This window comes from Bacillus cereus group sp. MYBK220-1, assembly GCF_051916445.1.
Lineage (GTDB): Bacteria > Bacillota > Bacilli > Bacillales > Bacillaceae_G > Bacillus_A > Bacillus_A cereus.
Window position 1 is genome coordinate 218,979 of record NZ_JBQAGQ010000004.1, and the last position, 23,054, is coordinate 242,032.

The window sequence follows — 23,054 nt, forward strand, 5'->3', positions numbered from 1 at the left end:
ATAGATACTGAAAAAAGGACACGGAGGGGAATAATTTGGAAAAGATCATCGTCCGTGGCGGAAAGCGGTTAAACGGCACAGTGCGTGTTGAGGGCGCAAAAAATGCTGTATTACCTATAATCGCTGCAGCCCTATTAGCGAGTGATGGAAAGAATGTACTATCTGAAGTACCAGTTTTGTCTGATGTATACACAATTAATGAGGTATTACGTCATTTAAATGCTGAAGTCGTATTTGAAAATAATCAAGTAACAATCGATTCTTCTAAAGAACTAAACATTGAAGCACCATTTGAATATGTACGTAAAATGCGTGCATCTGTTCAAGTAATGGGACCATTATTAGCACGTAACGGTCGTGCTCGTATTGCACTTCCTGGTGGATGTGCAATTGGTTCACGTCCAATTGACCAACATTTAAAAGGCTTCGAAGCAATGGGAGCAAAAGTACAGGTTGGTAACGGTTTTGTTGAGGCATATGTTGAGGGAGAACTAAAAGGAGCTAAAATCTACTTAGACTTCCCAAGCGTAGGCGCGACAGAAAACATTATGTCTGCAGCTACATTAGCAAAAGGGACAACAATTCTTGAAAACGCAGCGAAAGAACCAGAAATCGTTGACTTAGCTAACTTCTTAAATGCGATGGGAGCGAAAGTACGCGGAGCTGGAACTGGAACGATTCGTATCGAAGGCGTTGATAAATTATATGGTGCAAACCACTCTATTATTCCTGACCGTATTGAAGCGGGAACATTCATGGTTGCAGCAGCAATTACTGGTGGAGACATCTTAATTGAAAATGCTGTACCTGAACATTTACGCTCAATTACAGCGAAAATGGAAGAAATGGGTGTTAAAATTATTGAGGAAAACGAAGGTGTACGTGTTATCGGCCCAGATAAGTTAAAAGCGGTTGATATTAAAACTATGCCTCACCCAGGTTTCCCAACAGACATGCAATCACAAATGATGGCATTATTACTACAAGCTGATGGAACAAGCATGATTACAGAAACGGTATTCGAAAACCGCTTTATGCACGTTGAAGAATTCCGTCGTATGAATGCTGATATTAAAATTGAAGGTCGTTCTGTTATTATGAACGGTCCAAACAGCTTACAAGGTGCTGAAGTAGCAGCAACTGACTTACGTGCTGCAGCTGCATTAATCTTAGCTGGTTTAGTATCAGAAGGTTATACTCGTGTAACTGAGTTAAAACATCTTGACCGTGGCTATGTAAACTTCCATAAGAAATTAGCTGCATTAGGTGCAACTATTGAACGTGTAAACGAAAAAGTAGAAGAAGTGAAAGAACAAGAAGTTTCTGATCTTCACGCTTAATTGAAATAGTCTCTATGTCTTTTGACATAGGGGCTATTTTTTTTGGTTATTACTGTTATAGTCAATAAATTCTATACTTATGCACGTACCAGTAAAAATATTTAGAAAATTTCCGTTTTATACTCTTCCCCTTAAGTCTGTTCTAAAAGAAAGAGTTGTTCCATAAGAATGAATGGAGTAAAGCTTTTATATTGGGGGAAAATAGGATGAAATTTTCAAAGCCACTTTTTATTACAGTAGCGCTCTTAATAGCGCTCGTTATCATTGTACCTGCAGCCCTTGTTATTCCATTTGCGAAAGCAAAAGTAGGGGAAGAAACGGCCTCTAAAACTCCTCCAGCGATAGAAAGCATACCAGCTCCAGGAAAAGTAGATACAGCTGTTCAAGTTGCTGTATATCGCGAAAAACAGAAGAAGGTAGAAACATTACCAGTGGAGGAGTATGTGACAGGTGTAGTAGCTTCTGAGATGAATGCCAGTTTTGAAATAGAGGCACTAAAGGCGCAGGCATTAGCAGCGAGAACATTTGTAGTACAACGTATGCTAAGCGGAGGAAAGAAAAATAATGCGGACGTGACAGATACGGTGAAAGATCAAGTGTACAAAAGTAAAGATGAATTGAAGAAGCAATGGGGTAATAACTACGAAAATAATTTGAAGAAAATCGAAGAAGCCGTTTCGAAAACAGCAGGACAAGTTTTAACGTATGATGGAAAACCAATTTCAGCATCCTTCTTTTCAACGAGTAATGGTCGAACAGAAAATGCAGCTGACTATTGGGGAAATGATTATCCGTACTTGAAAAGTGTAGATAGTCCGTGGGATCAAGCCTCTCCAAAGTTTACGAGCGAGCAAACATTTACAGTAGCTGATTTTCAAAAACGTCTCGGTGTGAAAGTGCTAGCAGACGGGAAGGTTGGAAATATTAAAGACCTTACGGAAGGAAAGCGCGTAAAGGATGTAGCTTTTCAAGGAAAAACATTAACTGGAAAAGAAGTCCGTGAAAAGTTAGATTTACGTTCTTCTGATTTTACGTGGAAACAACAAGGAGATAAAATCATCGTTACGACGAAAGGCTTCGGTCACGGCGTTGGTATGAGTCAATACGGGGCGAACGGCATGGCAGCGGAAGGAAAGAAATATACAGATATCGTCGCTCATTACTATAAAGGCGTTGAAATAAAGACGATGAATGATTATGAAGGAAAATTGATGGTGAAGAAATAGGTGTCAGAACTCTGGCACCTATTTTTTTCTGTTTAAAATATCATAATTTTCCATTAACTGTTTGATATAATAGGATAAAAAGGCATTTGGGGGAAATGAAATGGCGTTACTAGAGTTGAAACAATTAGGGAAGGCGAACCAGTTACCGGCAATTGAGCTAGAGGTGGAGAAGGGACAATGTATTGTTTTGCAATGCAATAATCATACAGCTAAAGTGTTACACCGCATCATTATTGGTGAAGAAGAGGCGTCGACTGGCAATGTACTGTTTGAAGGAGAAGCAATTGGAAAGAAAAATTATTCCCGCATCGGTTTTTGTTTTTTGAAAGATGAGGCATATGATCGTTTGAAGGTGAAAGAATACTTCAAATTTCTATTAGGGCTTTATGAATCAAAGATAAGTATAGAAGAAGTTGTGCAGTCTGTTGGTCTCCTAGATAAACTAAACGTTAAAATAGAAAAATTATCATTTTCAGAGAAACGCCGTCTTCATATCGGACGAGTGATGATTCATAATCCGGATTTAATCATTTTGGAAGAACCGGAGCAAAATGTAGATATAGAGAGTACGGTTATTATTCGAAAAGCAATCATGAAAATGAAAGAACAAGGAAAGGCGATTTTTATTACGTCATCTTTTCTATCGGATGCCCTTTCGTTAACGGAAGATGTATACATATTAAACAACGATGGTGTGAAAAAGATAGAAATTGAGCAAGAGGAAGTGGAAGAAGTCGGTGAAGAAAAAGTCATTCAAATGATTCCGCAAATGAAGTTAGAAAGAATACCTGCGAAAGTGAACGATAAAATCATTTTACTTGATCCGATGGAAATCCATTTCATTGAAACGCAAAACGGAGTAACGCATATTCACGTTCGTGAAGGCGATTTCGTATGTGCATTAACATTAAGTGAACTAGAAGCGAGATTAACAGGTTTTGGTTTCTTTAGATGTCATCGCTCGTACCTTGTAAATTTACAAAGAGTACGAGAAGTGATTACATGGACTCGTAACAGTTTCAGTTTAATTTTGGATGACGAAAGAAAAAGTTCAATTCCACTTTCAAAAGGACGCATGGATGAATTAAAAGGTGTGATTGGGCTATAAAAAGTGCTCCAATAAGCTCAACATGCGATTCATTCACCGGTAAAAATACTCCTTTTACCGGTATTTTACTGCGTAATCCCTTTGTTTTTCATATGATTGAGTCAAGAAAAGCGAAACAAACGAACGAAAAGCGCTAAAGCGACTTTCATCTATAAAGAAGAAAAACAAAGGAGATGAAGAAATGACATTGGCAATTGAAATGAAAGATGTAATGAAAAGTTTCGACGGAAAAACGGCACTTGGAAATGTAAATATTGAGGTGAAGCAAGGAGAGATTTTTGGATTCCTCGGACCGAGTGGATCTGGTAAGACGACAACAGTAAAAATTTTAACTTCTCAATTGCTTCATAGTGTTGGAACGGTAAGAGTATTAGGGAAAGATATTACAGGACCAAGTAGCATCGATTACAAACGAATTGGTATTTTAACAGATAACAGCGGCTTATATGAAAGACTTAGCATTTATGATAACTTATTATTATTTTGTGACTTATACGATTGCAAAAAAGAACGAATCGATGAAGTACTAGCACAAGTAAATTTATTAGATGATAAAAAAACACCAGTAAAGAAACTATCAAAGGGAATGAAGCAACGCGTCACATTAGCAAGAGCAATCCTTCATAAACCAGACATCCTCTTCTTAGACGAACCAACATCTGCACTTGATCCAGTAAACGTACAAAACATTCATAAAATCTTAAAAGACTTAAATGAAGAAGGAACGACGATTTTCTTAACGACGCACAACATGGACGAAGCAGAAACGCTGTGTAACCGTATTGCCTTCCTTTGTGGCGGAGAAATTGTAGCACTCGATACGCCAGAGAACCTGCGCTTACAATACGCTAAGGATCAAATAGAGGTCGTATTAAAAGGTAAACGAAAAGAAGTAGTGCAAAAAGATGAATCAGGCGCAAATCGTATTTCAGAATGGATGAAAAAGGGCGAACTGTTATCTATTCATTCATACGAACCAACGCTAGGCGATATCTTTATTGAAGTTACTGGGAGGGGATTATAATGACATTTTCAATGAAACGGTTTTCGGCTATTGTAAGAAAAGAAATAAGTGATGCAGGTAAAAACTCACAAGTTATATTAATGGCGCTATTACCTATTCTACTTGCTGTATTTTATAGTAATATGGATTCTATAAAAGAGTTCTTTGCAGGTTTTATTATTGTAATGACGATTACCATGGTGGGAAGTTATGTGCAAGCAATTATTATTGCAGAGGAGAAGGAAAAACACACGTTACGAGTATTGATGTTGTCTCCAGCAAGTCCAATAGAAGTTATTTTAGGTAAAAGTGTATTAACTGTATTTTTTGTACTAGCATCTAGTTTTATTAGTTTAGTGATTTTAGATACTTTTAAAGGAAATATTAGTATGCTAGTTATTATTATTTTAATAGGAACATTGTTATGTGTCGTTTTAGGTACTATAGTTGGCTTACTATCCCAAAATATAGCACAAACATCTATATTGGGGCTTCCGATTTTTATAATATTCATAATGGGGCCGATGCTACAAGAAATGGTTAAGAATGAGTTTATTATAAAAGTAGTTAAGCTTCTTCCGACAAATCATGTTATGGAAGCATTGCAAAAAGTTATAAAGGGAGAAGGATTTATTGCGATTCAAGAACATATTTTAAACAATACAATTTGGACTATATGCCTTATCATTCTTTGTATTATTGTGTACAAAAAGAAACAATTAGACTAAAAACTGAGCTAAAAGTGCTCAGTTTTTTCTTTTTTCTATCATTTCCTCGGAAATTTTACAGTTCTTATACATATTTTTACAGATTTTGTCGAAAAGTAATTAGTTATACGTTGTATAGGATACGTGAATATTGTTCAAAATGATTGCTGAGGTGATGATGGAATGCGAGGAAGAAATAATAAAAAGTCGCAAAAGGTAGTACATTTATTTCAAAAAAGATGGGTGTTTCCGGCACTATACATTGCTTGTGCAGCGGTAATCTTAATGGTTGCGCTATGGTTCCAAGGAGCTAATCCGAAGAAGACTCCAAACCACGATCAAGCAACACCGTATACACAATCGGAAGATCCAGCAGTACCAGTAACGAAATCTTCAGAAGTAGTGAAAATGCCAGCTGCCGCGAATGCGGAAGTAGTCGTACAGAAGAAATTCTATGAAGATGCAGCAACTGAGGCGGAACAAGAAAAAGCACTTGTCTTTTATAACAACACATATTCCCCGAACAAAGGAATTGACATTGCTGCGAAGAATGGAAAAGAATTCAATGTTGCTGCTGCTTTAAGTGGTACAGTAACGAAAGCTGAAAAAGATTCACTTCTTGGTTATGTTGTAACAGTTGATAGTGGAAATGGTGTAGCGGTATCTTATCAAAGCTTAGGCAGTGTGAAAGTAGAAAAAGGTGCAAGAGTTGCACAAGGTGAAGTATTAGGAACATCCGGTCTAAGTGCAATGAATAAAGAGGCAGGCTCTCACGTTCACTTTGAAGTACGTAAAGACAATGTGGCTGTGAACCCTGAACGTTACTTAAATAAATCAGTAACAGAAATTAAAGCTGATGCAGGTGCTGCAAAGGCTACGAATGCTTCTGGTAAAAAAGCTGATGACAAATCTCAAAAAGAAGAGAAGTCAACGAGCACGAAACCTGAAAGTAAAACAGAAGACAAGTCTCAAAAAGAAGAGAAATCAACAAGCGGTTCAACTAGTGACAAAAAAGAAGAACCGAAGAAAGAAGAAAAATCAACAAATGGTTCTACAGAATCATCTAACGATTCTTCTTTACAAGAATAAGAAAGTGAAAAAATCAGTTCCCACTAGGGGAGCTGATTTTTTTATTTTTATATAAAAATACTCAATTTCGAGAAAAAAGTTGCAAAAACAAGGAAAAATGACGAGATTCTCGAATATATATTACAAAAGGGAGGGGATACTGTGTCATTTTTATTTGTTCTGTCGACTGCTATTATTTTATTGTTTGTTTTATTCACCTTATATTATTATATTGCCGGTAAGAAAGAGGTTCCCCACCATCAATTATTAGAAGAAGAGTTTGAAAGAGAAGAATGACGCCTTATATATAAGGTGTCATTTTTTTTCGTCAAAATAGTCACTGTTAACGTATTTCTCACAAAAAAACGTAATTTTTCTTAACTTAGTCCGCAAAAATAGTGAACATGTAGCATATATCAGTAGTGCGGGCAATACAATGGTATAAACCAAAGCAAAGAGAGTGTTTGAGGTGAGAAATCGTGAATCATTTCATTATAAATCCAAGAATGTTTAACGCTTACAAACAGCACTCACACTTACTTCTTAGTCGTATGCAGCGAGGCTCATTTCACCCTTCTCACATCCAAATTAGGGAGGCGAGTGGTGTGCACGATTACATCAAAGAGAGAACTATCAAGATTGGTAAGTATATCGTGGAGACAAGAAAGACAGTGCGTGTCATTGCAAAGGAATTTGGGGTATCAAAGAGTACAGTCCATAAAGATTTAACAGAGCGTCTACCAGAAATTAATCCAGAGCTCGCAAATGAAGTGAAAGAAATTCTTGATTATCATAAGTCTATTCGTCATTTAAGAGGTGGAGAAGCAACAAAGCAAAAGTATAGAAAAGAAGATGTAGAGAAGCCTGTACGTCAATAATGTTACATTAGCAAACATTCCGTTCACATTCGGTAATATTTTTCAGAAGAATTCTTTTTGCGAATATTACGTTTCTGTTAAATTTATGATAAAATCAGAAATTAGGTGAAAAGAATTCGGGTGTAACCTGATTTTGAATATCGAGGAGGAAAAAACGGGAATGTTTGCGCGAGATATCGGAATTGACCTAGGTACGGCTAACGTATTAATTCATGTTAAAGGTAAGGGTATTGTATTAAATGAGCCATCTGTTGTGGCAATTGATCGTAATAGTGGTAAAGTATTAGCAGTAGGTGAAGAAGCGAGAAGCATGGTGGGACGTACGCCTGGTAATATTGTAGCAATTCGTCCACTTAAAGATGGTGTAATCGCAGACTTCGAAATTACAGAAGCAATGTTAAAGTATTTCATTAACAAATTGGACGTAAAGAGCTTCTTTTCAAAACCTCGTATTTTAATTTGTTGTCCAACAAATATTACATCAGTAGAACAAAAAGCAATTCGTGAAGCTGCTGAACGTTCAGGTGGTAAAACAGTATTTTTAGAAGAAGAACCAAAAGTAGCCGCAGTTGGTGCTGGTATGGAAATCTTCCAACCAAGCGGTAACATGGTTGTTGATATTGGTGGAGGTACAACAGATATCGCTGTACTATCTATGGGTGATATTGTTACCTCTTCCTCTATCAAAATGGCTGGCGATAAGTTTGATATGGAGATCTTAAACTATATTAAACGTAAGTATAAGCTATTAATCGGAGAACGTACTTCAGAAGATATTAAAATTAAAGTTGGTACAGTATTCCCAGGTGCACGTAGCGAAGAACTTGAAATTCGCGGACGTGACATGGTAACAGGCTTACCACGTACAATTACAGTATGCTCTGAAGAAATTACAGAAGCATTAAAAGAAAATGCAGCTGTTATTGTACAAGCTGCAAAAGGCGTATTAGAGCGCACACCACCAGAACTATCTGCAGATATCATCGACCGCGGTGTTATTCTAACAGGCGGTGGAGCTTTACTACACGGTATCGACATGCTTCTAGCAGAAGAACTAAAAGTACCAGTATTAATTGCTGAAAACCCAATGCACTGCGTTGCGGTTGGTACAGGTATTATGTTAGAGAATATCGACAGATTACCAAAGCGTGCTTTGAGATAATTTGAAAGAACTAAGGCTGACGCCTTAGTTCTTTTTTTTGTTTTTATATTTTTTTATTTTGTTTTTTTGCGAAAATGGAAGGAAAATAGAGAAATATGAAGGAAACAGGTAAAATATTCATATATATGGTTAAATTTAATATTTCCTTAATTGAAAACGTTTATAATATAATGAGTCGAATACGACATTAAGGCAAATAATGTTTCAATACATATTGCCTTTCCCTAATTTGGGCATACACTCTTTTCCACCTCCGTGTCAGTTGCAAAAATGTGCAACTATTTTAATGGAATAGAGTGTGTGCATTTTTTTTTAGGAAGTTGTGCTAAATATAAAGTGTTACTTTGTAATGACAAACAATAAACAAAATGGGATAATAGCAATATGTCCAAGTGGTAAGACCAATATTACAAAAGGGGCGATTGTTACATGCTAAATATAGAACAAATTAAAGAAATCATTCCTCACCGCTATCCATTTTTACTTGTTGATAAAATATTAGAAGTAGATGAAGGAAAAAGAGCGGTTGGGATTAAAAATGTATCCGCAAACGAAGAATTCTTTAACGGACACTTCCCTGACTATGCAGTTATGCCTGGTGTACTTATTGTAGAAGCATTAGCACAAGTCGGAGCAGTTGCAGTATTAAAGAAAGAAGAAAACCGCGGAAGACTTGCTTTCTTTGCAGGTATCGACAATTGCCGTTTCAAAAAACAAGTACGCCCAGGTGATCAGCTTCGTCTAGAAGTAGAAATGACACGCGTACGCGGCCCAATTGGAAAAGGAAAAGCAATCGCAACAGTAGATGGTGAAGTTGCATGTGAGGCAGAAATTACATTTGCAATTGGTGATAAAAAAGAATAGATAGTACTAAAAAAATCTCCTTGTAAAAAGACAAGGAGATTTTTTTAATTTCTGCTATATAACGATGAAACAATAATATACAAACTAATCAGAAAATATCTTGTAAATAGATGGTAATTACCATATACTTACTTTATTGTTTATCTAGAAAACAGGATAAGTGATAAAGGTAATAAAGAAATAAGGGCATTGTCATATTGTTAAGGTACTTAAATAAGACAAAGTAGAATGTTATTGATTATGATGAAATGTGGGGAACTCAGCAAGAATATTAATTAGACGTATGAAATCGAGCATAAGAGAGAGAAAAGGGAAATGTCGCATTTCACAAAAGGAGATTATGAATATGTTCGGGAGAAAGAAAAGAAAACCATTACGACAATTAATTACACATAAAGAGCCTAAATCGCGTATTACAGAACAATACCGTAACATTCGTACAAACATTGAGTTTACATCTGTAGATAATCATGTTCGTTCTATTATTGTTACTTCGGCGGATCCAGGTGATGGGAAAACAACAACAATCGCAAACTTAGCAGTTGTTTTCGGACAGCAAGGAAAGAAAGTTTTATTAATTGGAGCTGACTTGCGTAAGCCGACGATACAAAACTTATTTGCCGTTCATAGTTCAAATGGGTTAACGAACTTATTATCAGGACAAGCAAAACTTATGCAATGCATTCAAAAAACAGATATAGAGAACGTATACTTAATGGCAGCAGGTCCAATCCCGCCAAACCCAGCAGAACTATTAGGGAGCCGGGCAATGGACGAGGCGTTGCTAGAAGCATATAGCATGTTTGATATTATATTAATAGACACACCACCTGTCCTTGCGGTTACAGATGCACAAATACTTGCGAATAAATGTGATGGAATCGTACTCGTTGTACGAAGTGAAAAGACAGAAAAAGATAAAATCGTAAAAGCGAAACAAATATTAGATAAAGCATCAGGAAAACTACTAGGTGTTATTTTGAACGATAAAAGAGAAGAAAAAGAGCAGTATGGTTATTACTAAAATATGAAAAAGCCAACAATAATTTGTTGGCTTTTTTGTTTTCTGAAAATTATTTATCAAGTTATACAGTGTAAAAAGCATGATATGATAAAATTTTTGGGAAATCATTGGAATGTGTTGTCATATTTAAGATTATTTTGTAAGATTAAACTTGTTTCTTGTGAACAAATATAGAACTGAATTATTAAAAATAAAAAATGTAAGATTTATATGTTATAATTTTTCCTATGTGTAAATTTTAGAAAGTTGGAGGAACCTATGGAAGAAACAATTAGTCTAAAAGAGTTATTTCATATCTTAAAAAAACGTTTAGCAATAATCCTCGTAATCGCATTTGGTACAGCTATTGCAAGTGCTATCATTAGCTTTTTCTTTATGACACCAATCTATCAATCTTCGACGCAAATTCTTGTTAACCAGAAGAAGCAAGAGGGTGCAGCAATTCAGTTGGGGGAAATTCAATCAAATATTCAATTAACGAATACATATAAGGTTATTATTAAAAGTCCAGTAATCTTAGAACAAGTGAATGAAAAATTAAATTTAAATATGACAGCGCAAGAGTTAACGAAAAAAGTTAATGTTGCGAATGAAAAGGATTCGCAAGTAATCTCTGTAACAGCTGAGGATAAAGACCCTAAAATAGCTCGTGATATTGCGAATGCGACTGCAGATGTGTTCAAAGGTGAAGTTGCGAAAATTATGAGCGTTGATAACGTAACAGTATTATCTAAAGCAGAAGTTGCAGAAAATCAATCTCCGATTAAACCAGCTCCTATGCTTAATGTAGCAATTGCTTTCGTTGTTGGTTTAATGGCTTCAGTTGGTCTTGCATTCTTACTAGAATACTTAGATAACACGGTGAAAAAAGAAGAAGATGTAGAAAACTTACTTGGCTTACCGGTATTAGGAATTGTAGCTCGTATGGATGAAGAAACAATGAACGTGAAATCACACGCTCCATCATCAAGAAAAGTGAGGGGACAAACAATTGGCTCTTAATTTATTTAAAAAGAAAAAGAATCATCGTCAACGCCGTCAATTAATTGCTCATCAACAACCGAAATCACCAATTTCAGAACAATATCGTAATATTCGAACGAATATTGAATTTGCAGCTATTGATACGAATTTACATTCATTAATGGTCACGTCTGCAAACCCAAGTGAAGGAAAAACGACAACGACAGCGAATATGGCAGTTGTGTTTGCTCAACAAGGAAAAAAAGTATTATTAATTGATGCGGATATGCGTAAACCAGCAATGCATCAAATGTTCCAAGTAGATAATATTTTCGGATTAACGAACGTATTAACACATAGTGAACGTTTAGAGAAGTGTGTACAAACGACATCTGTAGACAATCTGCACTTTTTAGCTTGTGGCCCAATCCCACCAAATCCGGCCGAATTGTTAGGTTCGAAATCAATGAAAGAGCTTCTTGGACAAGCATACAGCATGTATGATCTAGTTATTTTTGATATGCCACCAATTTTAGCTGTTACCGACGCACAAATTATGGCAAATGTATGTGATGCTTCTATTCTTGTTGTTCGTAGTGAATCAACAGAGAAAGAAACAGCGGTAAAAGCAAAAGGATTATTGGAGTCTGCAAAAGGTAAATTGTTAGGCGTCGTTCTAAACGACCGTGAACGTGAACAAGGCCTATACTACTACTACGGTGCAAACTAATTTTAAAGTGAGATATGGTAAAAACATATCTCCTTTTTTCCTTTGAATATGAGATATATCTCATATTCAAAGGAAAAAAGATCTTTATAGGAGAGAGGGAGGATGAAACAAATGATAGATTTACATTGTCACATTTTACCTGGTATTGATGACGGTGCACAGACAGTAACAGATAGTTTAGCGATGGCACAAAAAGCTGTTTCAGAAGGAATACATACAATTGTCGCAACGCCGCACCATCAAAATGGAAAATATGTAAATGAACGTACCTCAATTATTCATCACGTAAAACAATTAAATGATGAACTACAACAACATAATATTCCACTTACTATTTTACCTGGGCAAGAGGTCAGGTTATATGGCGATTTATTAGAAGACTATGAAGCTGGTAAAATCGTTACTTTAAATGAAACAAATAAATATATATTCATTGAATTTCCATCGAATCATGTACCTCGTTATGCCGAACAATTATTATACGAATTACGTGTAAAGGGAATGATTCCAATTATTGTTCATCCAGAACGTAATGCCGAGTTAATCGAGCGGCCAGATAAGCTATATAACCTTGTAAATAAAGGTGTATTAACACAAGTGACAGCAGGTAGTTTGCTTGGGAAATTTGGCAAGAAAATTAAAAAATTCTCACTACAGCTTGTAGAACATAATTTAACACATATGGTCGCTTCAGATGCACATAACACAACGTCAAGAGGATTTCATTTAGCGGAAAGCTATGAACTAATTGAGAAAGAATTCGGAATGAATGTTATGAGTGATTTGAAAGAAAATCCGTACTTATTAATTAGCGGGAAGGCAATTTACAAAGAAGATCCAGAACACATTCGTCGTAAAAAATTGTTCGGTATTTTTTAAATAAAAATTGGTGATGTCTCCTAACCGTTATCAATGGGGGCACTCGGTCGTGCTGTGGGTAGAAATTTTTATTTCGAACCTACCTTAGACGCTTGTCGTCGGGAGTATGACGTGAGGGTGGGTTAGATGCCCATAATTTATTTGTAATAGAAACTCTACCTATGGAGTTATAACTATGACTTTATAGGTAGGGTTTTTGTTATTGTTACATATAGATATAATAATTTATTTTTGGGGGTACTAGATTTGAAAAAAGTAAGGAAAGCAATTATTCCAGCTGCTGGACTGGGGACAAGGTTTTTACCAGCAACGAAAGCAATGCCGAAAGAAATGTTACCTATCGTTGATAAACCGACAATTCAATACATAGTAGAAGAAGCGATAGAATCAGGAATTGAAGATATTATTATTGTTACTGGAAAAGGTAAACGTGCTATTGAAGATCATTTTGATCATTCCTTTGAATTAGAGCAAAGCTTACTAGAAAAAGGGAAGTATGAGATGCTAGAAAAAGTACAAGCTTCTTCAAAAATTAATATTCATTACATAAGACAAAAGGAACCAAAAGGACTGGGACACGCAGTATGGTGTGCACGTAAGTTTATTGGAAATGAACCATTTGCAGTATTACTTGGTGATGATATTGTTCAAGCAGAAACGCCATGTTTGCGTCAATTAATGGATCAATATGAAGGTATACAGTCGTCGGTTATTGGTGTACAAACAGTGCCAGAAAAAGAAACACATCGTTATGGTATTATCGATCCGATTGAACAAAGCGATCGCCGTTATCAAGTACGTCAATTTGTAGAGAAGCCAACTCAAGGAACTGCACCGTCAAATTTAGCGATTATGGGACGTTACGTATTAACGCCAGAAATCTTTATGTTTCTTGAAAATCAACAGACAGGTGCTGGTGGGGAAATTCAGTTAACAGATGCAATTCAACGATTAAATGAAGTTCAACGTGTATTTGCTTATGACTTTGAGGGTACGCGTTACGATGTTGGGGAGAAGTTTGGATTTATTAAGACGACGATTGAAATGGCACTAAAAAATGAAGAATTAAAAATAGAATTAATTAAATATATGCATGAAATTATAAAGAAAGAGAATGTACATATATAAGGGCGAGGTGAAGAGACTTGGATTCGGCAAAAATATATAATGGAAATCTGGTGGAAGAAAAATTTCAAGAAATCAATCCAGATCAAGTAAATTCTAAAAGAGGATATTTAATAATTAAAAGATTTATGGATATTATTGGTTCACTTATAGGATTGATAATATTAGCTCCAATTTTTTGTATTGTAGCAATAATCATGAAGATTGAGGATCCTAAAGGCCCTATAATATTTAAACAGGTTAGAGTAGGTAAAGACGGGCAAGAATTCCAGATGTATAAATTTAGATCTATGGTAGTTAATGCAGAAGAAAAATTAAAAGACTTATTAAGTCAAAATGAAGTCTCTGGTGCAATGTTTAAAATGAAAGAAGATCCAAGAATTACAAAAATAGGTGGATTTATAAGAAAAACCAGTATAGATGAGCTTCCGCAACTTATTAATGTATTAAAGGGAGAGATGAGCCTTGTTGGCCCAAGACCACCTTTATTACGAGAGGTTAAAGAATACACTGTTTATGATAAACAACGACTTATGGTAACACCTGGATGTACAGGTTTATGGCAGGTAAGTGGAAGAAGTAATTTAAGTTTTAAACAAATGGTTGAACTAGACTTATATTATATTATAAACAGAAATTTTATTTTTGATGTTAAGATTTTGTTAAGAACTGTAAAGGTTTTATTAGGTTCAAAAGATGCATTTTAAAAGATTGCTATTTTAGTAAGAACAAGTTTTTAAAATTATGGAATAAAGGAGTTTTGTTTAAAAGATGAAAAGAAAAGTGATTACCTATGGTACCTTTGATTTATTGCACTATGGGCATATAAATATACTTAGAAGAGCAAAAGCGCTAGGGGATTACCTAATTGTAGCGATATCTACAGATCAGTTTAATGAGTTAAAAGGTAAGAAATCTTATTTCTCATATGATAAAAGAAGATTAATGCTGGAATCAATTAAATATGTAGATGAAGTAATACCAGAAGAGAATTGGGAGCAGAAAAAAATAGATGTAATGAATCATAATATAGATACATTTGTTATGGGTGATGATTGGAAGGGCGAATTTGATTTTTTAAAAGAATACTGTGAAGTTGTGTATTTACCAAGGACTGAAGGGGTATCGACTACAAAAATCAAAGTAGAATTACAATCTATAAATTAATAATGCGAGAGTATGGTAAAATATGAAAAATAAATTAACTAAGAATTTTATTTTCTTATTCTTAATGCAAATGGCTAATTTACTTTTGCCATTAATTAGTCTTCCTTACTTAAGTAGAGTACTACAACCAGAGGGTTTTGGCCTAATTGTATTTGCTCAGTCTCTTATACAATATTTTGTTATTCTTACGGATTTTGGTTTTAATTTATCCGCAACAAGACAGGTATCTATAAACAGAGAAAATCCAGAGAAGTTAAAGCAAATATTTAATTCGGTTTTAATTATAAAGCTAATATTGGTTATAATTTCTTTTGTTATATTGGTCAGCATAGTAATGTTAAACCATAGTTTTAGTGAATACTGGTATGTTTATCTATATAACTTTGGTATTGTAATTGGTAATGCACTATTTCCGCTATGGTTATTCCAAGGTTTAGAGGTAATGCAGTACTCTACTTTATTAAATGTTATTTCAAAATTAATTTTTACTTTGTGTACTTTTATCCTTGTTAAGGATTCAGAGGATTTATATATTGTTCCAATTCTAAATTCAATAGGCTTTATAATTTCGGGGGTATTAGGTATATCTGTGGCACTAAGGAAGTTTAATATGCGTCTTCAATTACCCCAAAAAGATGAATTGATATTGGCATTGAAAGATAGTGCTCAATTCTTTGTATCAAGGGCATCAGTAAGTCTTTATACGACAACAAATACATTTTTGATAGGGATCTTTTTAGGGAAAACAGCTGCTGGTTATTATGCAATTGCAGAAAAATTAATTAATGTTATTTCTATTATCATATCGACAGTAGTGGATGCTATTTATCCTTTTATGGCAAAAACTAGGGATTTAAAATTATTTAATAAAATATTTAAAATTGTAATGATTCTAGGTATTGTAGGATGCTTAGTGGCCTTCATAATTAGTGAGCAAGCTATTGGTGTTATTTTCGGAGCAAATTATCAGGTTAGTGTAACATTATTTAATATTATGTTAGTAAGTTGTTTTATTTCTATTCCTAGCATGCTGATTGGTTATCCATTATTGGCGGCATTTGGGAATTCTACATACCCCAATTATAGTGTATTAGCCGGATCAATAGTTCATATTGTATTACTATTATTATTAATACAGTTAGGAAATATTTATGTAGTTGCAAGCATTTTAATAGTAACACAGCTAGTTATATTATCAATTAGGTATTATGGAGTTAGAAAAATAATACTTAAAAATCACAAAAGTAAAAGAATTGGGGTATAACATGCAAACTAAACTACTGACGTTAGTATATATATTACTATCTCCTATATATTTATTATCAATGATTTTTCCAAAAAAGAAGGATTTAGTTGTAATAGGCGGATCCCTAGGGAAGCATTTTGCAGATAATCCTAAATATCTATTCTTGTACCTTGACCAAAATAAACCTAAATTTCAATATTATTGGTTGACTAAAAACAAGGAATTATGCAAGGAAAAGAATGCTAATAATTTTTTGTATCTGTATACGTTTAAGGGGCTATATATTTTATTACGAGCTAAATATTTAATTTTATCACATCAAATTAATGATATGTTCCCACCATTACATGGTGGAAAAGAAATAATTCAGTTATGGCATGGAACACCATTGAAAAAATTAGGGTTTGATAGAGATGCAGAATTGAATTCGCCTCTGAAAAATGGATTAAAATCAATATTTTATTTCATTTTTCCATATTTATTTTATATGCGAACGGATTATATAGTCGTATCTGCGGAATGTTTAATTAATAATTTTAGTACGGCATTTAAGTTAGAAAAGAGTAAGGTTATACCTTTAGGACAACCTAGAAATGATATATTATTACATCCAGAGTTACTTAACGAGAAGTATACAAATAATAAAGTTTTTTTACATGAATTATCCAATTATGAAAAAGTGATTAGTTGGTTGCCTACACATAGACATGGAACTAACAAAAATATAGTCAATTTATTGGATGATTATGGGTTTGATGCATTTAAGGTTAATCAACGATTGCGGCAGGAGAATAGCATATTAATTATCAAACCACATTTTATAGAACTGGGTATTATAAAAGATAAATTAATAGGATATGATAATATAGTTGTCTACGAAGAGGCTGATCCATATCCACTATTAACATTTACTGATATTTTAATAACGGATTATTCGAGTGTATTCTTTGATTTTTATTTAACAAAAAGGGATATAATTTTTGCGCCTTTTGATTATCATGAATATAAAAGAAACTTTAAAGATTTTTATTATGATTACGATGATTTACTTTCTGAATATCCAAAAGTTAATAATTGGGATGAACTATTAAAACTTGCTTTGAGTCAAGAATATTTTAATAGGAATAACGAATATAAAAAATTACAAGATTTTAATAAATACACTGATGAAAATTGTAAGAGGGTCACTGAATTCATTGAGAAGTTGTGTAAATAAGTTCTATTTAAAAGGCTGGGATTATGTTGATCTTAAGATTTTTTAGTTTTATATATCTAACATTACTATTATTTTTAGTAACGTATCAGGATTTTTTCTTAGTTAATAAGATAGGGGAGATAGGTCGCTCCCCTATCTTTTTATTATTGCCTTTCTTTATTATAGGAGAAATATTAAATATTAAGTGTAAGAAAATAAATATAACTAAACTGCAAAAATATTTGTTTATGTATATTATCTATGTATTTTGTGTTGGGCTTATATATGTTTTTATATACTCTTTAAAAGGGGTATATGTATACTTAAATGAAGACATTTTCTTGAAATTTGTAAAAGGGCAAATGTATTTCATAATAATATTTCTTTTTTATAGGCATTGTTATTTGTTGTTTTCGATAATTAAGACTAAGGTTATTTTTAGAGCATTTTTTGTTAATTTAATGATATTAAATATTATTATGGCCTTAGAGTATTTTAGTATGCCAAGTGCGTGGATGTGGCTTCATTCATCAGATGAGCCATACTATAGAATTAGATTATTAACAGTGGAGAGTAGTTGGACTGGAACAATTTATCTTATATATAGTATTCTTACTTTATATTTAGCGAAAAAACTTTTTAATAATTTTAAAGTTAGATTGTATACGATAACTATAATAATTTCATTACTTGCTTATGTATTCCTCACTGGTTCAAAAGGCTTTTTTATCGTTTTTGTAGTAAGTCTAATCTTTTTTGCATTTAACTTTATTAATATATTTAGAATTAGTGTAAAAAATATTATTTTCAGCTTCTTGTTACTATGCTGTACCGCTTTAGTTTTTATGATTTTAAAGGATGATTTTTATTCTTCTCTTATGAGTGATATTGAGAAATATACATCAGTTTCTACAAGACTAGGTTTATTTATGGTAGCAATAAAAGTATTTGTTACAAACCCTTTTGGTGTGGGTACAGGTGTTTATATTGTTTTATTAGTAGAGAGTATTCAGGGGATAATTGAATTATTAAGAGAGATATTTGTTACACTATTTAATGTTTCACCTAATTTAGATGAATTGCAAAGATTAACGGGTACAACCAAAGGATTAGCTATTAAATCTAGCTTTTTTAACTGGTTAGTACAGGGGGGAATAGGAGCTTTACTGTACTTCTTCTATTCTTCTAAAGTGGCTAATCAAATAACAAAAAATGATAAAATGCTGAGATTTTGCTTAATTTTTGTTCTTATATCAGTATTTAGTTTTATAAATTTAGAAATTAAGTATGAGATTTGGTTATTCTTTGCTTTTATAGATTGGAATTACCAAAATAACAAACCTCATTTAAATGGTATGCCTTAGTATAGTTTCAAAAGGAGTGGAATATCTTAAATGTTATCTGTAAGTATTGTGATACCGGTTTTTAATTCTGAGAGTATAATTGGACAAGTGCTTAATTCTTTAATTGAGCAAGATTATGATAAAAATAAGTATGAGATTATTTTAGTTGACGATGCATCTACTGATGAAAGTGTTAGTGTAATTCAGGGGTTTGTTGATAACTACGAAAATATAAAATTATTTGTCAATAATAAAAATAGCGGTCGAAGTAAGACTAGAAATAAGGCAATTGAGAATAGTTCAAATGAATTAGTTATAATGTTGGATTCAGATTGTGTACCTATTACCAATCAATTTATTAATAGACATGTTGAATTTCATATGAGTAATAAGAAGGGATTAGGAATAGGGGCAATTTATTTCCCTAGTAAATCTAATAATTCATTTGATCAATTTAGAGAACAAAGAGAAAATATTAGATTAAGATATGGAGAAAATACAACAAAGTTGGAATTTGTATATGTAACTACGGCTAATTTAAGTATCCGTATGGAAAATTTAAGAGAATCGCAAGGATTTGATGAAGATTTTAAGTATTGGGGATCGGAAGATATCGAGTTTGGTTATAGATTATTTAAAAATGATTATGAGATTAGTTTAATAGAGCAGGATGGGGATGTACATCACTTTGATGAGAGGATAAGTTTAAAAGTATATTGTAAACGAATAAAAAATTTAGCCCAATATAATATGCCTATATTATTAGAAAAACATCCCGAAATAATTAACTTCTTTGGCAACTTTAAATATTTAGAGCCATTAAAAGCTAGAGATACTGTTCCAAAGTATAAAAAATATTGTATACAATTTTTAGTTAAAAATTGTAATTTTGTTTTTAAGCGTATTATAAAGAATGAAGCTAAGTTTAGTTTGAAACTACTATTCTTTGTATATAAATTATATATTGCTAACTTTTATATGGAGGGTGTACAAGAAAGGGTTTTAAAGTAGCTTCTAGATTTAATAATTTTAGGAGTGGATTAAATGAAAGTTTTACATATAGCTGAATATGTAAAGGGAGGAATTGCTACATATCTTCAGGAGGTAATAGAATATCAAGAACAGTGTGAAAACATTGATGACGTTTTTTTACTCTATGGGGATTTACACTCGGGGGAATTGAAGAATATTAATTCTGAGAATATATACGGCTATTCTTATAAAAGGAGCCCAAAATATATAATAAAAGCTATAAAGGAAATTAATGCGTATATAAATTTGATAAAACCAGATATTATTCACGTGCATAGTTCATTTGCGGGCCTATATGTTAGATTACTTTATTTTATTAAGAGAAAAAATGTGAAAATTGTTTATTGTTCGCATGGCTGGTCATTTTTAATGGACACCTCTCAGCTAAAAAAAAGAGTATACTCCTTAATAGAGAGAGTGTTAGCTCTTAAAACCGATACTATAGTTAATATTTCTCTAGATGAGTACACAAACTCACTTAAATATCATTTGCCTAAAAATAAATCTACAATTATATATAATGGGATTTCTGATAGGAGTAATGATAAAAGGGTATCATTAGAAATAGAAAAAGATTGTATAAATTTACTCTTTGTTGGAAGATTCGATAAGCAAAAAGGTCTAGATATTTTAATAGATATTTTTAAAAATAATAATTTACCAAAGATTAAATTATATATTATTGGTGAACCTGTTGTAAGTCAGGCTGAATTTCAATTTCCTCAAAATGTTATAAATTTAGGCTGGATCGACAATAAATTATTAGATAGTTATTATTCTGATATGGATGCGGTTATAATGCCTTCACGTTGGGAGGGTTTTGGTTTGGTTGCGATTGAAGCAATGAAAAATAGAAAACCTGTTATAGTAAGTAATAGGGGGGCATTACCGGAATTGATTAACCAAGAAGTTAATGGATACATATTTGATTTAGAAAAACCCAATGATTTAGTAGATATATTATTAAACCTTGATAAAATAGAATTGAAAGAAATGGGAAAACGGGGCAGGAATATATATGAAGAAAAGTTTACTAGTAATATTATGAATAGAAAAATTATTGAAGAATATCAAAAACTAGTGGATGGTTTAACTCATTAAGTACTATATTAAATAGGAAATACATTTAAAGGAAGAGGCGAATATCTTGAAGAAAAAAATATTTCTTTGGGCTTTAAGTATTATAGGCGTTATCCTAGTTGGCACAGGGATCTATGCATATACTGTTTATTCAAATGTATCTAATACATTAAATGCAGTGCATAAACCATTGGACCGTGAAAAATCAGATAAAAGGGATGGAAAGGTAGATATTGCTGATAGAAAACCTATTTCAATTTTATTAATGGGTGTCGATCAACGTGGGGAAGATCAAGGTCGCTCAGATTCTCTAATGTTATTTACATTAAATCCTAAATCTAATTCAATGAAAATTATTAGTATTCCGCGTGATTCTTATACAGAAATTGTTGGAAAGGGCAAGAAAGATAAAATAAATCATGCCTATGCATTCGGCGGAATCGATATGGCAGTGAAAACAGTCGAGAATTTCCTCGATATTCCAGTTGATCATTATATTGAGGTAAATATGGAAGGATTCAGGGATATTGTAGATGCTGTTGGTGGTGTGGATATTAATAACGATATGAGCTTTAAAATGGACGGTTTTGATTATCCAAAAGGGGATTTACATTTAGATGGGAAAAAAGCTTTAGTATATTCTCGTATGCGTTATGCGGATCCACGCGGTGACTTTGGCCGTCAAATGCGCCAACGTCAAGTTATTCAGGCTGTAATTAAGAAGGGTGCAAGCGTATCTTCTCTGGCAAGTTACGGTGATGTATTAAAAGCAATTGAGAAAAACGTTAAAACAAGTTTAACACAAGACCAAATGTTTGATATTCAAAAGAACTATAAAGATTGTATGCAAAACAGTGAAGAAATCCAAATCCCAGGCGACGGCCACAAAGCCGCTGATGGTATTTGGTATTACTATGTTCCGGATGCAGCGAAACAAGATATAACGAATAAGTTAAGAGCACATCTTGAAGTGACTAAATAATATGTAATAACCCAACTCCTTTGGAAGGAGTTGGGTTTATTTTTGCTTGGATTTATATTAGTATTATATATTGTGAGATTAATAGATGAGGTGAATCGATGAATAAGAAAGCAGTACTTGTCCTTGTTGTTTTTGTATTGTTTGTTGCTTCGATTGTGAGCGGTAAATTGTACTGGAATAAGAAGATTGCAAATGCAACAGGACAAACGAGTGAAGTAACGAAAACAAAGGCTGAAGTGAAAGATAGCGGAGCAAAGAAAGAAGAGAAAAAAGAAGAGAAAAAACAAGATGCGAAGTCATCTTTTAACGAAGCATATGCGAAGAACTTGCCAGATGCAGTGAAAGAGAAGTTAAAGAAAGCTGCCCAGGATAAAAAGGCAGTAAACCTTATTATTGTTGGTGATGAAGCTTCTTCATCTGAAAAAGGTGCTTGGGCAGCTAAGTTAACGGCTAATTTAGAAAATGCTTACGGTAAAGGTTTATGGAATGTGACTGTAAAGGAATATAAGGGTGAAAGCACAGAAGAGTTAATCGCGAATAAGCGTGATAAAGAGATTGCGAAAGAGAATCCAGATGTGATTTTATTTGAGCCACCATTTATTACTGATAACGGTAAAACTGGTAATGGAAACTCTGTAGTAAATACACAGAAGTTCGTTCAAGCACTTTCTACTAGTGCAAAGGGTGCTACAATTATGATTCAACCATCAAATCCAGTGTATGGTGCGAAAAATTATCCGAAAGCGATTGAAGCATTAAAACAATTTGCAACGCAAAATAATTATACATATATTGATCATTGGGGAGCATGGCCTGATGCATCAACAAAGGCTATCCTACCATATTTAAAAGAAGAGTTTGGTTTCCCAACTGCTAAAGGTCATGAAGTTTGGGCACAATATGTAACGGATTATTTTGTAGCTAAATAATAA

At 33.4% G+C, this 23,054-nt stretch carries 24 protein-coding genes; all 24 read left to right on the forward strand.

Going from position 1 to position 23,054, the window contains the following annotated elements; all coding sequences use genetic code 11:
- Positions 1 to 35 precede the first annotated feature (35 nt).
- Complete coding sequence (murA, locus tag ACTFRU_RS18710) at positions 36 to 1,340, forward strand: UDP-N-acetylglucosamine 1-carboxyvinyltransferase (protein ID WP_000411274.1); 1,305 nt, start codon at positions 36 to 38, stop codon at positions 1,338 to 1,340.
- A gap of 206 nt (positions 1,341 to 1,546) precedes the next feature.
- On the forward strand, positions 1,547 to 2,566 hold the full coding sequence (gene spoIID, locus ACTFRU_RS18715; protein WP_000672663.1) for a stage II sporulation protein D: 1,020 nt from the start codon (positions 1,547 to 1,549) through the stop codon (positions 2,564 to 2,566).
- A 100-nt stretch (positions 2,567 to 2,666) separates the two neighbouring features.
- Entirely contained in the window at positions 2,667 to 3,674 is a 1,008-nt protein-coding gene (locus ACTFRU_RS18720; RefSeq protein ID WP_430748671.1) for a LytTR family transcriptional regulator DNA-binding domain-containing protein, read from the forward strand.
- Positions 3,675 to 3,855: 181 nt separating this feature from the next.
- Positions 3,856 to 4,698, forward strand: a complete 843-nt coding sequence (locus ACTFRU_RS18725) for an ABC transporter ATP-binding protein (protein WP_157418418.1) — start codon at positions 3,856 to 3,858, stop codon at positions 4,696 to 4,698.
- Entirely contained in the window at positions 4,698 to 5,405 is a 708-nt protein-coding gene (locus ACTFRU_RS18730; protein ID WP_006926555.1) for an ABC transporter permease, read from the forward strand. The genes ACTFRU_RS18725 and ACTFRU_RS18730 overlap by 1 nt, the downstream gene beginning before the upstream one ends.
- Before the next feature lie 162 nt (positions 5,406 to 5,567).
- Complete coding sequence (locus tag ACTFRU_RS18735) at positions 5,568 to 6,473, forward strand: M23 family metallopeptidase (protein ID WP_001214925.1); 906 nt, start codon at positions 5,568 to 5,570, stop codon at positions 6,471 to 6,473.
- 141 nt (positions 6,474 to 6,614) lie between these two features.
- Positions 6,615 to 6,749 carry a hypothetical protein gene (locus ACTFRU_RS18740; RefSeq protein WP_000008901.1) on the forward strand — a complete coding sequence of 45 codons (135 nt, stop codon included), beginning with the start codon at positions 6,615 to 6,617 and terminating at the stop codon, positions 6,747 to 6,749.
- Positions 6,750 to 7,057: 308 nt separating this feature from the next.
- The gene (gene spoIIID / locus ACTFRU_RS18745) at positions 7,058 to 7,330 is read left to right on the forward strand and encodes a sporulation transcriptional regulator SpoIIID (protein WP_000544012.1); all 273 of its coding nucleotides are present in this window, start codon (positions 7,058 to 7,060) and stop codon (positions 7,328 to 7,330) included.
- A gap of 160 nt (positions 7,331 to 7,490) precedes the next feature.
- On the forward strand, positions 7,491 to 8,492 hold the full coding sequence (locus ACTFRU_RS18750) for a rod shape-determining protein (RefSeq protein ID WP_000457978.1): 1,002 nt from the start codon (positions 7,491 to 7,493) through the stop codon (positions 8,490 to 8,492).
- A gap of 429 nt (positions 8,493 to 8,921) precedes the next feature.
- Entirely contained in the window at positions 8,922 to 9,356 is a 435-nt protein-coding gene (gene fabZ, locus ACTFRU_RS18755) for a 3-hydroxyacyl-ACP dehydratase FabZ (protein WP_000931959.1), read from the forward strand.
- 346 nt (positions 9,357 to 9,702) lie between these two features.
- Positions 9,703 to 10,380, forward strand: coding sequence for a CpsD/CapB family tyrosine-protein kinase (locus ACTFRU_RS18760; RefSeq protein WP_116291516.1), 678 nt, complete (start codon positions 9,703 to 9,705; stop codon positions 10,378 to 10,380).
- A gap of 258 nt (positions 10,381 to 10,638) precedes the next feature.
- On the forward strand, positions 10,639 to 11,382 hold the full coding sequence (locus tag ACTFRU_RS18765) for a YveK family protein (protein WP_000393117.1): 744 nt from the start codon (positions 10,639 to 10,641) through the stop codon (positions 11,380 to 11,382).
- Positions 11,372 to 12,073 (forward strand): CpsD/CapB family tyrosine-protein kinase, encoded by a 702-nt coding sequence (locus ACTFRU_RS18770; RefSeq protein WP_001207150.1) that lies wholly within the window; start codon positions 11,372 to 11,374, stop codon positions 12,071 to 12,073. The genes ACTFRU_RS18765 and ACTFRU_RS18770 overlap by 11 nt, the downstream gene beginning before the upstream one ends.
- Positions 12,074 to 12,184: 111 nt before the next feature.
- Complete coding sequence (locus ACTFRU_RS18775) at positions 12,185 to 12,952, forward strand: tyrosine-protein phosphatase (RefSeq protein WP_002184075.1); 768 nt, start codon at positions 12,185 to 12,187, stop codon at positions 12,950 to 12,952.
- 246 nt (positions 12,953 to 13,198) lie between these two features.
- Positions 13,199 to 14,080, forward strand: coding sequence for a UTP--glucose-1-phosphate uridylyltransferase GalU (galU, locus tag ACTFRU_RS18780; protein ID WP_440037748.1), 882 nt, complete (start codon positions 13,199 to 13,201; stop codon positions 14,078 to 14,080).
- 17 nt (positions 14,081 to 14,097) lie between these two features.
- The gene (locus tag ACTFRU_RS18785) at positions 14,098 to 14,784 is read left to right on the forward strand and encodes a sugar transferase (protein WP_000376470.1); all 687 of its coding nucleotides are present in this window, start codon (positions 14,098 to 14,100) and stop codon (positions 14,782 to 14,784) included.
- 64 nt (positions 14,785 to 14,848) lie between these two features.
- The gene (gene tagD, locus ACTFRU_RS18790) at positions 14,849 to 15,244 is read left to right on the forward strand and encodes a glycerol-3-phosphate cytidylyltransferase (protein WP_000824290.1); all 396 of its coding nucleotides are present in this window, start codon (positions 14,849 to 14,851) and stop codon (positions 15,242 to 15,244) included.
- Between the two features lie 22 nt (positions 15,245 to 15,266).
- Positions 15,267 to 16,508 carry a flippase gene (locus ACTFRU_RS18795; RefSeq protein WP_000791788.1) on the forward strand — a complete coding sequence of 414 codons (1,242 nt, stop codon included), beginning with the start codon at positions 15,267 to 15,269 and terminating at the stop codon, positions 16,506 to 16,508.
- 1 nt (position 16,509) lies between these two features.
- On the forward strand, positions 16,510 to 17,706 hold the full coding sequence (locus ACTFRU_RS18800) for a CDP-glycerol glycerophosphotransferase family protein (RefSeq protein ID WP_001193615.1): 1,197 nt from the start codon (positions 16,510 to 16,512) through the stop codon (positions 17,704 to 17,706).
- Positions 17,707 to 17,729: 23 nt separating this feature from the next.
- Positions 17,730 to 19,049, forward strand: a complete 1,320-nt coding sequence (locus tag ACTFRU_RS18805; protein ID WP_000906381.1) for an O-antigen ligase family protein — start codon at positions 17,730 to 17,732, stop codon at positions 19,047 to 19,049.
- Positions 19,050 to 19,079: 30 nt separating this feature from the next.
- The gene (locus ACTFRU_RS18810; protein ID WP_000953928.1) at positions 19,080 to 20,039 is read left to right on the forward strand and encodes a glycosyltransferase; all 960 of its coding nucleotides are present in this window, start codon (positions 19,080 to 19,082) and stop codon (positions 20,037 to 20,039) included.
- Positions 20,040 to 20,072: 33 nt separating this feature from the next.
- Positions 20,073 to 21,161, forward strand: coding sequence for a glycosyltransferase (locus ACTFRU_RS18815; RefSeq protein ID WP_000865923.1), 1,089 nt, complete (start codon positions 20,073 to 20,075; stop codon positions 21,159 to 21,161).
- Positions 21,162 to 21,207: 46 nt separating this feature from the next.
- Positions 21,208 to 22,122, forward strand: coding sequence for a polyisoprenyl-teichoic acid--peptidoglycan teichoic acid transferase TagU (gene tagU / locus ACTFRU_RS18820; RefSeq protein WP_000726750.1), 915 nt, complete (start codon positions 21,208 to 21,210; stop codon positions 22,120 to 22,122).
- A 98-nt stretch (positions 22,123 to 22,220) separates the two neighbouring features.
- Positions 22,221 to 23,051, forward strand: coding sequence for an SGNH/GDSL hydrolase family protein (locus tag ACTFRU_RS18825; RefSeq protein ID WP_061113499.1), 831 nt, complete (start codon positions 22,221 to 22,223; stop codon positions 23,049 to 23,051).
- Positions 23,052 to 23,054: the final 3 nt, after the last annotated feature.